This window comes from Rhodoferax fermentans (assembly GCF_002017865.1).
Lineage (GTDB): Bacteria > Pseudomonadota > Gammaproteobacteria > Burkholderiales > Burkholderiaceae_C > Rhodoferax > Rhodoferax fermentans.
Genome location: NZ_MTJN01000002.1, coordinates 1165535 through 1179614, shown reverse-complemented (window position 1 = coordinate 1179614; position 14080 = coordinate 1165535). Strand labels below are relative to the sequence as shown.

General features: G+C 62.8%; 13 protein-coding genes. 10 read left to right on the top strand and 3 right to left on the bottom strand.

Annotation, left to right across the window (positions count from 1 at the left end; genetic code table 11):
- Positions 1–37 precede the first annotated feature (37 nt).
- The 5 genes from hemC (at position 38) to RF819_RS05740 (ending at position 5333) form a co-directional block, all read left to right on the top strand.
- Positions 38–985 (top strand): hydroxymethylbilane synthase, encoded by a 948-nt coding sequence (gene hemC, locus RF819_RS05760; RefSeq protein ID WP_078364091.1) that lies wholly within the window; start codon positions 38–40, stop codon positions 983–985.
- Positions 986–988: 3 nt separating this feature from the next.
- Complete coding sequence (locus RF819_RS05755) at positions 989–1807, top strand: uroporphyrinogen-III synthase (protein WP_078364090.1); 819 nt, start codon at positions 989–991, stop codon at positions 1805–1807.
- Positions 1804–2886 carry a uroporphyrinogen-III C-methyltransferase gene (locus RF819_RS05750; protein WP_078364089.1) on the top strand — a complete coding sequence of 361 codons (1083 nt, stop codon included), beginning with the start codon at positions 1804–1806 and terminating at the stop codon, positions 2884–2886. Before RF819_RS05755 ends, RF819_RS05750 begins: the two co-directional genes overlap by 4 nt.
- A gap of 3 nt (positions 2887–2889) precedes the next feature.
- Complete coding sequence (locus tag RF819_RS05745) at positions 2890–4194, top strand: heme biosynthesis protein HemY (RefSeq protein ID WP_078364088.1); 1305 nt, start codon at positions 2890–2892, stop codon at positions 4192–4194.
- A 77-nt stretch (positions 4195–4271) separates the two neighbouring features.
- Entirely contained in the window at positions 4272–5333 is a 1062-nt protein-coding gene (locus RF819_RS05740) for a GGDEF domain-containing protein (RefSeq protein WP_078364087.1), read from the top strand.
- Positions 5334–5408: 75 nt separating this feature from the next.
- On the opposite strand, the gene RF819_RS05735 is transcribed toward RF819_RS05740, so the two are convergent.
- Positions 5409–8408 carry an Rne/Rng family ribonuclease gene (locus tag RF819_RS05735; protein WP_078364086.1) on the bottom strand — a complete coding sequence of 1000 codons (3000 nt, stop codon included), beginning with the start codon at positions 8406–8408 and terminating at the stop codon, positions 5409–5411.
- A 523-nt stretch (positions 8409–8931) separates the two neighbouring features.
- Here RF819_RS05735 and RF819_RS05730 point away from each other — a divergent pair.
- Genes RF819_RS05730 through RF819_RS05715 form a run of 4 tightly spaced genes read left to right on the top strand, consistent with a single transcriptional unit; the run spans position 8932 to position 12083 of the window.
- Complete coding sequence (locus RF819_RS05730) at positions 8932–9966, top strand: RluA family pseudouridine synthase (RefSeq protein WP_078364085.1); 1035 nt, start codon at positions 8932–8934, stop codon at positions 9964–9966.
- Positions 9967–9972: 6 nt separating this feature from the next.
- Entirely contained in the window at positions 9973–10632 is a 660-nt protein-coding gene (locus RF819_RS05725) for an HAD family hydrolase (RefSeq protein ID WP_078364084.1), read from the top strand.
- 30 nt (positions 10633–10662) lie between these two features.
- Complete coding sequence (locus tag RF819_RS05720) at positions 10663–11031, top strand: Rieske (2Fe-2S) protein (RefSeq protein ID WP_078364083.1); 369 nt, start codon at positions 10663–10665, stop codon at positions 11029–11031.
- The gene (locus RF819_RS05715) at positions 11028–12083 is read left to right on the top strand and encodes a S49 family peptidase (protein ID WP_078364082.1); all 1056 of its coding nucleotides are present in this window, start codon (positions 11028–11030) and stop codon (positions 12081–12083) included. Before RF819_RS05720 ends, RF819_RS05715 begins: the two co-directional genes overlap by 4 nt.
- Before the next feature lie 60 nt (positions 12084–12143).
- Here the strand turns inward: RF819_RS05715 and RF819_RS05710 are convergent, their stop codons facing one another.
- A complete protein-coding gene (locus tag RF819_RS05710) occupies positions 12144–12914 on the bottom strand; it encodes an SAM-dependent methyltransferase (RefSeq protein ID WP_078364081.1) in 771 nt (256 codons plus the stop codon).
- Positions 12915–12916: 2 nt separating this feature from the next.
- Positions 12917–13510 (bottom strand): Maf family nucleotide pyrophosphatase, encoded by a 594-nt coding sequence (locus RF819_RS05705; protein WP_078364080.1) that lies wholly within the window; start codon positions 13508–13510, stop codon positions 12917–12919.
- 29 nt (positions 13511–13539) lie between these two features.
- Here RF819_RS05705 and RF819_RS05700 point away from each other — a divergent pair, with 29 nt between their 5' ends.
- Entirely contained in the window at positions 13540–14076 is a 537-nt protein-coding gene (locus tag RF819_RS05700; RefSeq protein WP_242472891.1) for a YceD family protein, read from the top strand.
- The last annotated feature ends 4 nt before the right edge of the window (positions 14077–14080 follow it).

Genomic DNA, 14080 nt, shown 5'->3' with positions numbered 1-14080 from the left:
CTATTACAAAAAGGTTACGGCTACGCGCCACACACTTATGAGCACATTCACGATTGCCACCAGAGAAAGTCGCTTGGCCATGTGGCAGGCTGAGCATGTACAGGCCATTTTGACGGGTATGGGTCATACGGTCAGCATTCTGGGTATGACCACCCTGGGTGACCAGATTCTGGACCGCGCCTTGAGCCAAGTCGGTGGCAAGGGTCTGTTTGTGAAAGAGCTGGAGGTGGCGCTGGAGGCCGGCAGTGCCGACCTGGCGGTGCATTCACTCAAGGATGTGCCCATGGAGCTGCCCCCTGGTTTTGCCCTGGCCTGTGTGATGGAGCGCGAAGACCCGCGCGACGCTTTTGTCTCGCCCCGTTACGCCAACCTGGCCGCGCTGCCGCAAGGCGCGGTGGTGGGTACCTCCAGCCTGCGTCGCGTCGCATTGCTGCGTGCGCTGCGCCCGGACCTCAAGATCGAGCCCTTGCGTGGCAACCTCGATACCCGCCTGCGCAAGCTCGACGAAGGCCAATATGACGCGATTGTGCTGGCCGCTGCCGGCCTCAAGCGCTTGAAGCTCGAAGACCGCATCCGTGACATTTTCGAGCCCGAAGTGATGCTGCCCGCCGCTGGCCAAGGCGCACTAGGCATCGAGGTACGCACCGACGGCACCGAGATCACCGCCGCACTCACCCCGCTGATCCACCAGCCGACCTGGCTCGCGGTGGCGGCCGAACGTGCGGTGAGCCGCGCCATGGGCGGCAGCTGCTCGATGCCGCTGGCTGCCTTTGCCACGCTGCAAGGTGATGTGCTGACCATCAACGCCGCCTGGGGTGACACCGAGAACAAGCTGCCGCTGGTGCGCGCGAATGCCACCGGACCGGTCACGGACCAGGCCAGCGCTGCGGCCTTGGGCCAGCGTGTGGCTGACGCGTTGAAGGCCGGTGTGCTGGCCCAAGGTGGCCGCCTCGACCATTTGGACAAGGCCCTGATCGGGCAATAAGCCATGCGTGTGATCGTGACCCGGGTGCAGCCACAGGCTGCGCGTTGGGTCAAGTTGCTCTCTCCGCACTGTGAGGCGCTGGCCCTGCCGCTGCTGGAAACCAGCGCCCTTGCCGACACATCGGCGCTGCAGGCCGTCGGCCAGCATTGGCGCGACTACACCGCCGTGATGTTTGTCAGCAACCACGCGGTCAATCATTTTTTTGCATCCAATCAGGCTGCAGCCCTTTTATACAAAGGGAGGATAGCTCCTGAAACAAGAGCGTGGTGCACAGGCCCCGGCACCCACGCAGCCTTGCTGGCGCAGGGCCTGCCCGCGCAGAGGGTGGATGCGCCACCCGCCGATGGCGGCCAGTTTGACTCCGAAGCGCTGTGGCAACAGGTGCAGGGCCAGGTGGGTCCTGGCGCCCGGGTCTTGATTGTGCGTGGTGATACCCGAGACGACGACGGCGACAAGCCTGACAGTGTCGACCAGCCCGCCACACCCGGGGTGGGCCGCGACTGGCTGGCGCAAACCCTGCGCCAGGCCGGGGTCGAGGTGGATTTTGTCGTGGCTTACCAGCGCGGCGCGCCAGTGTGGGGCCCGACTGAACGTGCCCTGGCAACACAAGCCGCCAGCGATGGCTCCGTCTGGTTGTTCAGCAGCGCCGAGGCGGTGGGCCATTTGTCCAGCCTGCTGCCTGGCCAGAGCTGGGCGCAGGCGCGTGCCCTGGCCACCCATGCCCGGATTGCTCAGGCCGCGCGTGATCTGGGCTTTGCCATGGTGTGTGAGTCACGCCCGACCTTGGCCCATGTTCTTGCCTCGATAGAATCATTGGCATGACCCATGTCAATCCAACAGATGCCAACGGCGTGAATGTGCCTCCGGACCCGGCAGCGGCCGAGGCTGCTCCGCAGCCCGCCAGCCCCACCCAAGCCGCTGTGGCGCCAGGCCGCAACCCCCTGCTCTGGCTGGGTGCCTTGCTGGTGATTTGTGTGCTGGCGACGGTGCTGCTGTGGCAGAAGGTCAGCAACATCCAGGAACAACTGGCGATGCAAAGCGCCGACGCCCAGGGCAAGTCACAAGAAGCTCAGGCCCTGTCCAAGCAGGCCTTGGCGATGGCACAGGAGACTGTGACCCGGGTTGCGGTGCTCGATGCGCGCCTGAGTGAGGTGGCCCTGCAGCGCAGTCAGCTTGATGAACTGATGCAAAGCCTGTCGCGCTCGCGTGACGAAAACCTGGTGGTGGATATCGAGGCGGCCCTGCGTCTGGCGCAGCAGCAGGCGGAGTTGACCGGCACGGTCGAGCCGCTGCTGGCGGCGCTCAAAAGTGCCGATCAGCGGGTGGCACGTGCCGCCCAGCCGCGCCTGGCATTGCTGCAGCGTGCGCTGGCGCGTGACATCGAACGTGTCAAGTCAGCGGCGGTGAGTGACACCCCGAGCATGCTGGTCAAGCTTGACGAGCTGGTGCGCCTGGCCGATGAGCTGCCGCTGGCCAATGCGGTGATGCCTTTGCACAAGATGGCCGACAAGCCACAAACGGCGGCCTCCAAACCACTGGACCAGTGGCAACAGGCCTTGCAACAGGTGCTGGGGGAGGCACGCAACCTGGTGCGGGTGAGCCGCATCGAGTCCCCAGACGCCGCCCTGTTGTCGCCCGAACAGTCGTTTTTTGTGCGTGAGAACCTCAAGCTCAAGTTACTCAACGCCCGCCTGGGCCTGTTGTCGCGCCAGGTCGATGCCGCCCGCGCTGATTTGGGTGTGGCGCAGGACAGTCTGAGCAAGTATTTTGATGAGCGCGCGCGCAGCACCCGTGTGGCAACGACGCTGCTTCAGCAGGTGCAGCTGCAGATGCGCCAGCTCAAAATTCCTCGCGTGGACGACACCCTGGCGGTGCTGGCCACAGCGGCAGCGGGGCGCTAAGCCATGCGGCTCACCTTGTGGTTCCTGGGGCTGTTTGGGGTGGCGGTAGCGTTGGCGCTGTTTGCCAGCACCAACCCCGGCACCATCACCGTGTTCTGGCCACCGCACCGGGTGGATGTGTCGCTTAATCTGGCGATTCTGACCCTGCTGCTGGTGTTTGCACTGCTGCATGTGGCACTCAAGGCGCTGTCCGCGCTGTTTGCCATGCCGGGGCAGGCCCGTTCCTGGCGGCTGCGTTACCAGGAGCGCATCATGCACTCGGCCTTGCTCGATGCCTTGTCGCATCTGGTGGCCGGGCGTTTTATCCGCGCCCGCAAGGCTGCCGAGCTGGTGCTGGCGCGCGAAGCGGTCATGACACGCAGTGGTGAACTCTGGCCCGATGCACCCCGGCTGCGGGTCATGGCACATCTGCTGGCGGCCGAAAGCTCACAAGCTTTGCAAGACAAGGCAGCGCGCGAGATGCACTTCCAGCAGGCGCTGCTCCAGTCGGCCAGCGCCGAAGCCAGTGGCACCCGCGATGGCCTGCAGCTGCGCGCGCTGCGTTGGTCGCTGGAAGAGCGCGACCCCGCTGCCGCGCTGGACTGGCTGGCGCAGTTGCCCGCCGGTGTGGCACGCCGAACCGTGGCGCTGCGTTTGCGGCTGAAAGTGGCGCGCCTGGCCGGGCAGAACGATCTGGCCTTGGAAACCGCGCGTCTGCTGGTCAAACACAAGGCGTTTTCAGGTAGCGCGGCGCTGAGCCTGCAGCGGGCGCTGGCGCTGGAGTACATCCAGACCACCCAGGAGCCCGAACAACTTGCGGCGGTCTGGGCGCAGCTGGACCCGCTGGAGCAGAACGTGCCAGAGGTGGCGCTGTCGGCCGCTGGCCGCCTGCTGCGGATGGGTGGTGCCGTGGATCAGGCATTTGCCTGGTTGCTACCGGTTTGGGAGCGCATGACCCAATCTAAACAAGGGCTGGATCCTGATCAGAAGGTTTTCCTGATCCGGGTGATGGAAAACGGCTTTTCTGCCGCCGGGGAAGACATCGACAAGCAGTGGCTGTCTCGTATCGAACAGGCCCAGCTGGCCGCACCCGGGGACGCCGACCTGCAGTACCTGGCCGGTGTGGCCTGCCTGCACCTGCAGCTCTGGGGCAAGGCGCAACAGCTGATCCGCCAGGCCCTGCCTCGGCTCAGTGATGCCGGTTTGTTGACCCGTGCCTGGCAGGTCCAGGCCGAACTGGCGCAACGCCAGGGTGACGAGGCCCAGGCGTTGCTGGCCTGGAGAAACGCGGCCCAGGTCACCTTGCGCCGCAAAAATCTGAGCCCCTGAGGGCCTGCCAGGCCCGCTCCATGTGTGCGGCAAAGCAATTGCGTGACTTGAACAGCGTTCGAGTCTATGATTTGCGCATGAGCACATTCATCGAACACATTGTCAAGCTGACCAGTCACCGTGACCGTGATCTCCTGGAGCTCACGCTGTCCAAAGCGCTGATTGATCTGTTGCCCCTGGAGCGCATCGTCATCGCCCGTGTGGTGCGCGAGGAGGGCGTCAGCCGCTGGCTCGATGTGGCCCGGCTCGACGCCAAAGGGGGTGGCCGTGTGATTGACCCGCAGCGGGTTGATTTCCAGACCTTGATGAAGCTCGAAGACGCCTCTGACCGGCTGCGTTGCCTCGAAACCCGTGAGCGGGTCGAGGTGGCCTGGGCCGGACCGGAAGGTCCGCGTATCACCCTGTTGCCCTTGTTCTCGGACTCACGGCAAGAAGATGCCGGTGTGCTGGAGTTACATTCGGACGCGGCCCTGGACGCAGACAGTCTGGCCCTGGTGGATGCCCTGCGCCAGATTTACCGCAACATGTACAGCCTGCTGGAATACAGTGACCGCGACCCACTGACCGGGCTGCTCAATCGCAAATCGCTGGACGATGCGTTTTACAGTGCGGTTCTCGAAGACCTGGACGGCATCCTGCCGCCCATGGACAGCGTGGGTGAGCAGGAGCGCCGCCACCGCGTGCCTGCCAACTACTGGCTCGGTTCGGTGTCGATCGACAACTATGGCTTGATCAGCGATAAACACGGTTATGCAGCGATGCAGGACGTGCTGCAGCAGGTCGCGCGTGTGATGAGCAGCACCTTCAGGACTTATGACCGTCTCTACCACTTTGGCGGTGACAGTTATGGGGTGTTGTTGCATTGCCCCGATGAGGCCTTGGTGCTGGCGGCGTTTGAGCGGCTGCGTGCCAATGTGGAGAAAACCCGTTTTCCGCTGGTGGGCCGTGTCACCGTGAGCAGTGGCTTCACCACCGTGCGGGCCGATGACTCCCCCGCGAGTGCGCTTGAGAACACCGCGCGGGCAGTGGACTTTGCGCGCCGTGGTGGTGGCAACAAAGCCTGCAGCCATCTCGGGCTGGTGCGGCGTGGTTTTTTTGGGCCTGTGCCTGTCCTGACAGAGGAAGCTGCGGCAGCTTGAGAACCAACACCCAACAAAAAAAGGGCACCTCAGGTGCCCTTTTTTGATAGCAAACATCCCTTTCGGGATGCGGGCTTAGCGCACTTCTGATTGCTCGAATGGCAGGGTCGTGTTGCGCAGGTCACGCCGGGTTTCCACCAGCACCAGCGGGCGCTCGTCCATCACCACAGGGGCTGGACGTTCACGCACCACCCGCACCGGTTCAGGCTGGGCCGCAATGGCGGCCTGGGCGGCAGCCACTTTCTCGGCGTCGGAAGAGACCCAGTTCAAACCACTGTTTTGCGCCAACTGTGCCAGTTCTTCCAATGGCAGGCTGTAAGGCACCACCTTGGGCATGCCCGTACTCGCAGCAGCGCTGGGCGCTGGCACGGGTGCTGCAGCAACCGGCGTCGGCAACACCGGCGCTGGCGCGGCCACGGGAGCCGGAGCCACGGCGGCCACGGGTGGTTGCACCTCGGCGACAGCGGCTACGGCGACTGGCTCAGCAGCCACCGGGGCTGCTGTAGCCACAGCGGGCGCACTGGTCACGGCAGGTGTGCTGAAGTACGACTTGCGGGGTGTGTCTTGCAGCTCGGTTTCGGACTCTGCGTTCACGGGCCGGGCGTTGGGCGCCTCGCTGCCCTCGACGTTGTCTGCTGCCGGGCGTTCGGTACGTTCACCACGTGGTTTGCGTTCACGGCCATAGCGGTCACGTGAGCGTTTTTCCCGGGGTGCAGACTCGCCTCGGTCGGCCTGGTCCACCGCAGGCTGGTTGTCATCAGCGTTGGTTTCGTTGTCAGCCGTCACCGGGCTGCTGCTGGCTTCTGCCAGGTCGGTCGTTGGCCGACCGTCGGCTTCGGTGCGTGGGCCACGCGGTGGACGGCGGTCACCGCGCTGGTTGCGGCCGTTGCGCTCCTGGCGGGGCTCGTTGCGGCTGGCCTCACCGCCTTCGGTGCTCACCTGGGCATTGGTGTCCAAACGGCCAGCCTCGGGGGCTAGGGCGTTGACCTGGCTGTCCGGGCGCTCATTGCGTGGGCCGCGCTCGTTGCGCTCACCCCGTTCTGGGCGTTCACCGCGCTCGGTCCGGTTGCCGCGCTCATTGCGGTTACCACGGTTGTCTTGGCGGCCATCGGCACGGCCTTCCGGGCGAGCTTCGGAACGACCTTCTGCGCCGGCGCGGCCGTTACGACCCTCACCGCGCGGACCGCGTCCACCTTCGGGGCGATCACCCCGGGCTTCGTTGCGGCGGTTGCCGTCGCGGCCCGAGCGGCCACCGGCTTGTGGACCGCGTCCGTCTGTTTTGTCGTTGGCAGGGGCTGGCGCTGCCTTGGGTGCAGGGCTGGCGACCGGTGCCGGGGCAAACAGGTTCTTGAGCCAGCCAAAAAAGCCTTTTTCGGCCACGACCGGTGCGGCGACCGGCGCTTTGGGGGGCTGTTGCGCCGCAGCAGGTGCTGGGCTGACCGGTGCCGGTTTGGGCGGTGCCACCGGTGCCGGAGCATCGGGCAACACACCTTTGATGACCGGGGTTTGCCGGTTGGTGGGTTCCTGGGCGCGGCGTGTCACCGCAGTGGCATCTTCAACCTCTTCGGCCATCGAGTAGCTGGCGGTGATGTTGTCCAGGCGCGGGTCGTCGTGTTTCAGGCGTTCCAACTTGTAGTTGGGCGTTTCCATCGACTTGTTGGGCACCATCAGCACGTTGATGCGCTGTTTGAGTTCGATCTTGGCGATTTCGCCGCGTTTTTCGTTCAGCAGGAACGAGGCCACTTCGACCGGCACTTGGCACAGCACCGATGCGGTGTTGTCCTTCAAAGACTCTTCCTGGATGATGCGCAAAATCTGCAGTGCCGAGCTTTCGGTGTCGCGGATGTGGCCGGAGCCACCGCAGCGCGGGCAGGGAATCGATGCACCTTCGCTGAGGGCCGGGCGCAGGCGCTGGCGGCTCATTTCCATCAGGCCAAATTTGCTGATGGAGGCAAACTGCACCCGTGCGCGGTCTTGGCGCAGCGCGTCGCGCAGGCGGTTTTCGACCTCGCGGCGGTTGCGGCTTTCTTCCATGTCGATGAAGTCGATCACGATCAGGCCGCCCAAGTCACGCAGACGGGCCTGGCGCGCCACTTCGTCGGCGGCTTCCAGGTTGGTGCGGGTCGCGGTTTCTTCGATGTCGCCACCCTTGATGGCGCGTGCCGAGTTGACGTCCACCGACACCAATGCTTCGGTGTGGTCGATCACGATGGCGCCGCCGGACGGCAGGGTCACGGTGCGGGCGTAGGCGGTTTCGATCTGGTGTTCGATCTGGAAACGGCTGAACAGCGGGGCGTCGTCACGGTAACGTTTGACGCGGGCTGCGTGTTCCGGCATCACATGCGCCATGAACTGCTGGGCCTGTTCGTACACGTCATCGGTGTCGATCAGGATGTCGCCGATGTCGTTGTTGAAGTAGTCGCGGATCGCGCGGATCACCAGAGACGATTCCTGGTAGATCAGGAAGGCGCCCTTGCCACCCTTGGCAGCGCCGTCAATCGCGCTCCAGAGCTTGAGCAGGTAGTTCAAGTCCCATTGCAACTCAGGCGCACTGCGGCCGATGCCGGCGGTGCGGGCAATGATGCTCATGCCGTTGGGGTATTCGAGCTGGTCCAGCGCTTCTTTGAGTTCAGCGCGGTCTTCACCCTCGATGCGGCGGCTCACACCACCCCCACGAGGGTTGTTGGGCATCAGCACCACATAACGACCAGCGAGTGACACAAAAGTGGTGAGTGCCGCCCCCTTGTTGCCACGTTCTTCTTTTTCGACCTGGATCAGCAGTTCCTGGCCTTCGCGGATCACGTCCTGGATGCGCGCCTGGCTGACCGAGACGTTGGCCTGGAAATACTGTTTGGAGATTTCCTTGAACGGCAAGAAGCCGTGGCGTTCTTCGCCGTAGTCAACAAAACAAGCTTCGAGGGAGGGCTCGACGCGGGTCACCACGGCTTTGTAGATGTTGCCCTTGCGTTGTTCGCGTCCTTCAATCTCGATCTCGTAGTCGAGCAGTTTTTGCCCGTCCACCACCGCCAGGCGGCGTTCCTCCGCCTGGGTGGCGTTGATCAGCATCCGTTTCATGGGTCGCTTTCCTTCAATTCAAATATCAATACACAAGCTCATGCCGAGCCATTGATACACAAACTGACGCTTTGAAATGCGGAGGAAACTGCCGTAGACCCTTCGCTCACTGGGTGAGCGGGGGCGGTGGCGCGTGGAGAGGAGTCATCGGGTCTGTGGGGATTATTGCTACCTGTTTGATAGCTACATGCGCCTTTTTAAAGGGCGCTGGTGCCAGACGTGCGCCAACAAACAGCACGCTCACGCGCTGCAGGCAAAAACACATCAAGGACATCAACACAAACATATCACTTCATTCCGCTCACAGTCCAAGACTATGAGTTTTTGGTTATTCCGTATCAGGATTTCAAGGCGTCGTTTTAACCCTTCAGCGCGGCTGCCACACGGGACATGGGGTCACCTGTTTGCAGCCTGGATGTCAGGCGGTACCGACTTTTCTGGCGAGGCAGGAGGTGTGTGAACTAAACTTCACCATCCAACGAATTAACTTTCTGTTAAATCAACCACTTACAGCACATCGCCAGTGAAAGTCATTATAGGGGGCAAACCTGCTCCGCCTGCCCCCAAAGTGGAAACCCTTTGTATCGACGAAGACGCGTCGGGCCAACGGGTCGACAACTTCCTGATCCGCCACCTCAAAGGCGTGCCCAAGACCCACATCTACCGACTCATTCGCAGTGGCGAGGTGCGTGTCAACAAGGGCCGCGTCAGTGCCGATACCCGACTCACAACCGGCGACCTGCTGCGGGTGCCGCCGGTGCGCATCTCCGAACGGGTGGCTGAAAAAGAGCAGGCGATGGCTGAGCAGGTGGCGCATGGCGCACCGGCGCGCGATTTCCCGGTCTTGTTGGAAGACGATCACCTGATCGCCATCAATAAACCCGCCGGTGTGGCGGTGCATGGTGGCTCCGGCGTGAGTTTCGGGGTGATCGAGCAATTGCGTATGGCGCGTCCGCAGGCCAAATTCCTGGAGCTGGTGCACCGGCTGGACCGTGAGACCAGTGGCATTTTGCTGGTGGCCAAAAAACGCAGCGCCCTCAAACAGCTGCAAGACCAGTTCCGCACGCGCCAGACCGGCAAGACCTACCTGGCGATGGTGCGTGGACAGTGGCCTGCCAAATTGAAGGTGCTGGACAAACCCTTGCACAAGTACCTGCTCGACGGCAACGAGGCACAGGCGGGTGAACGTCGTGTCAAGGTGGTGTCACGCGATGACCCGGACGGTATGCCCTCGGTCACCTTGGTGAAAGTGCGTGCCTCCAGCGCCGATTACTCGCTGCTCGAAGTGACGATCAAGACCGGACGCACCCACCAGATCCGGGTGCATCTGGCCAGCGAAGGATTCCCGATCTTGGGGGACGACAAATACGGTGACTTTGAGCACAACAAACAACTGGCCCGCGCCAGCGCACAACACCAGCTCAAGCGCATGTTTTTACACGCCTGGCGTTTGCAGTTGCATCACCCCGCCAGCGGTGAACCGATTGAATTGCTGGCAGACTTGCCACCAGAACTCGCCCATTTTTCTGCCGCAGTGCTGGCGCCGCGCCCTGATTGACCCCTTATGACCCCACGCAACTTTGACCTGATCGCCTTCGACTGGGATGGCACCCTGTTTGACTCCACCGCCATCATCGCCCGCTGTATCCAGGCGGCGGTGCGTGATGTGGGTGGCAAGGAGCCGACGTATGAAGAAGCTTCGTACGTGATTGGCATGGGCCTGATGCAGGCGCTGGCGCACGCGGCACCTGACGTGCCCGAGGCGCTTTACCCCCAGTTGGGGGACCGCTACCGCCACCATTACTTTGCTATCCAGCATGAGATCAGCCTGTTTGAGGGGGTGTTGCCACTGTTGGCCGAGCTCAAAGCGCGCGGTCACCTGCTGGTGGTGGCCACTGGCAAAAGCCGTCGCGGCCTGGACGAGGTCCTGGGCAGCGCTGACCTGGCGGGGGTGTTCGATGCCTCACGCACCGCCGACCAGACGGCAGGCAAGCCCGACCCCCTGATGCTCAACGAGTTGATGGCGGAGTTTGATGTGCCCCCCGAGCGCACCCTCATGGTGGGGGACACCACACACGACCTGCAAATGGCGCTCAACGCCGGTTGTCCGAGTCTGGCAGTGAGTTATGGTGCGCATGACCACGCGGTGTTTGGCGCCTTGCAGCCTTTGTTTGTGGCGCACAGCGTGCCCCAGATGCGTGACTGGTTGTTGGCCCATGGCTGAGCTGGCGCGCGGTTTGGAGACCTGAAGCCGATGTCTGAGTCGGTGTTTTTGTGCGCTTCGTCCGACCTGGTCGACAGCGGTGAGGCGGTGCCGTTTGAGGTGCGGTATTACTCGGAAAGTGTCGCGGCATTTGCGGTGCGTTACGCTGACACGGTTTACGCTTATCTGAACCGTTGCACCCATGTGCCGATGGAGATGGATTACCAGCCCAACCAGTTTTTTGACAGCACCGGCCACTGGCTGATGTGTGCCACGCATGGGGCCATGTATTCACCCCAGACCGGCCAGTGTGTGATGGGCCGTTGCCGTGGTGGCCTGGTCAAAATAGTGGTCAGCGAAGAAGCGGGCATGGTGCACTGGCATACTTCCGACAAACTACAACCCAACCAAGCCTTATGACAGATCCAGCTGATTCGGACAAACCAGGCGCCTCATCCGTGCCGGAATACACGCCAAATGCGGCGCAAGCCCAGGTAGATAAAGGGCCTGATGCTACACAAAAAAAAGCGTCTGGTGAGCCAGCTGCCCTTGGCTGGGAGCGCGCCACGCTGGAGAAGCTGGCGTTTGCGTCGCTGCACGAGCAGCGCCTGGCGCGGCGCTGGCGCAATTTTGTGCGTCTGGCCTGGCTGGTGTTTCTGATCGGGGTGGCCTGGTTCGGTTTTGACCAGAGCAACACCACCAAAAATGTGACCACACCCCATACCGCCGTGGTGGACATCAAGGGTGAAATTGCCTCAGGCAATGAGGCCAGCGCTGAGCTGATCCTGTCCTCGGTGCGCGCCGCTTTTGAGGATGCCGGGGCGCAAGCGGTGGTGCTGTTGATCAACTCCCCGGGTGGCAGCCCGGTGCAGGCAGGCATCGTGAATGATGAAATCCGCCGTCTCAAAGTCTTGCACAACAAGCCGGTGTACGCGGTGGTCGAGGAGTCTTGTGCCTCGGCGGCGTATTACATCGCGGTGGCAGCGGACAAGATCTACGTGGACAAGGCCAGCATCGTTGGCAGCATTGGTGTGCTGATGGACGGTTTTGGTTTCACCGGCCTGATGGAGAAGCTCGGTGTGGAGCGGCGCCTGATGACGGCGGGGGAGAACAAGGGTTTTCTGGACCCGTTCAGCCCGCAGACCGAGCGCCAGCGTGAGTACGCCCAGGCCATGCTCAACCAGATCCACCAGCAGTTCATCACCGCCGTCAAAACCGGGCGCGGTACACGGCTCAAGGAAGACGCCGACACCTTCAGCGGCCTGTTCTGGAGCGGCCAGCAAGCCATCGAGCTGGGTCTGGCTGACCAGCTGGGCAGCATCGACTATGTGGCGCGTGAGGTGGTGAAAGCTGAAGAGATCATCGACTACACCCGCCGTGACAACGTCGCTGAGCGCCTGGTCAAGCGTTTTGGTGCGGCGCTGGGCGCTGCGGTGGTGCAGGCCACCCAGTCCTCGGCTGTGCTGCGTTAATCCTCGTTGCCGCCGAACTGGCGGCAGAGTGACTGGCCCGCTGGCTCTGGCCAGCGCTGGTTAACGGCCAATCACAAACACTGCCGGTGTGCTGTTGTTGAGTGGGCTGGTTTTTTTCTTCCAGCCCTTGATGCTGTCGCTCACCAGTTGGGCACGTGGCAAAGTCAGCCCGGACCCAATCGCCAGGCGGGTGTTGTGCTGCAAAGTTTGCAGCAAGGACTGCAGCATGGCCTGGTTGCGGTAGGGTGTCTCGATGAACAGCTGGGTCTGCCCGCTGCGCAAAGCCAGGGCCTCGAGTTCACGGATGCGTGTGGCGCGCTCCGACGGATCCTGCGGCAAATACCCCACAAATGCAAAGCTCTGGCCGTTGAGCCCGCTGGCAGCCAGGGCCAGCAGCAGCGACACCGGCCCGACCAGGGGCGCCACGCGGATACCCAGGTCATGTGCCGCACGCACTACCGACGAGCCCGGATCGGCCACGGCGGGCATACCGGCTTCGCTAATGAGGCCCATGGCATAACCATCCAGCGCGGGCTGTAACAGGCCGCGTGCGTCGAAATTGCCGTGGTGGTCACCTTTTTTGTGCACCTCACGCGGCAGCTCCACCAGTTGCATGTCCTGGATGCTGCAGCACAGCGGCGTGATCTCGTGGATGCGTTTGAGATAGGCGCGCGCCGACTTGGCGTTTTCACAGACCCAGTGGCGCAGGCTAGCGGCCGTTTGCAGGGTGCCCAGCGGCAGGCTGGCTTGTAAATCGGTGCTGTCGTCACAGCCAAAGTCGAGCGGCGCGGGCACCAGATACAAGGTGCCTGGGGTGGTTGTCGCCTCCATGATCACAGCACTTGGATACCAGCAGCCTGGATCAGCTGGCAGGTGCGAATCAGTGGTAGGCCAATCAGTGCGGTCGGGTCGTCGTTGTCGATGCGTTCCAGCAAGGCAATGCCCAGGCCCTCGCTTTTGGCGCTGCCAGCACAGTCGTAGGGGGTTTCCGCCAGCAGGTAGGCCTCAATCTGTGCGTCCGTCAGCGCGCGAAAGCGCACCTTGACCTGTGCCAGTTCGGTTTGGGCAAAGCCTGTTTCCAGGCAGACCACCGCCACGGCGGTCTGAAACACCACGGTGTTGCCGCGCATGGTCTGCAGTTGGGCGATGGCGCGCACGTGGTTGCCGGGTTTGCCCAGCGCTTGACCCGCCAGGTCGGCCACCTGGTCGGAGCCAATCACCACCGCCGTTGGGTGGGCTTGGGCGACCGATCGCGCCTTGGCCAGCGCCAGGCGGCAGGCGATGTCGGGTGGGGTCTCGCCGGGCAGCGGGGTTTCATCGACCTGAGAGGCAACCACGCTGAACGGCAGACGCAAACGTTCGAGCAACTGGCGGCGGTAGACCGAGGTGGAGGCAAGGATCAGGGGGCGTGGGGGTAAAGAACTCATGCGGCGATTCTCTTACACTGCCTCCCATGATGGAACACAAGCACCCCCCCAAATTTGACGTCCGGCACGCCGCAGCCTCACAAACGCTCATGGAAGGCCATGACGTGTTATCAAGTTATGAGCGCCTGATGCAGGAAACACAAGGGCTAGCGGCCGAAAATCCACTGGATTGGACGGCGCGGGTCGAGGTGCGCCCCGATCCTGCGGGGCAGCCCACCAACTGGCTGCACTTGACGGTGGTCACCACCATGCCCCAGATTTGCCAGCGTTGCCTGGGTCCGGTGGATGTGGCCTTGCAGGTGAATCGTGAGTTCCGTTTTGTTGAGAGTGAGGCCGTGGCCGAGCAGCAAGACGACGAGTGTGAAGAAGACCTGCTCGTGATCAGCCGTGAGTTTGACCTGGCAACGCTGGTGGAAGACGAGGTGTTGATGGCTTTGCCCTTGGTACCGCGCCACGAGACCTGTCCGGTCAATGTCAAGATGCTCGCGGTAGACGACGACTTTGAGGCGCCCGTTGAGAAACCCAACCCGTTTGCGGTGCTGGCACAGCTCAAAGGCAAGGCTTAAAAAC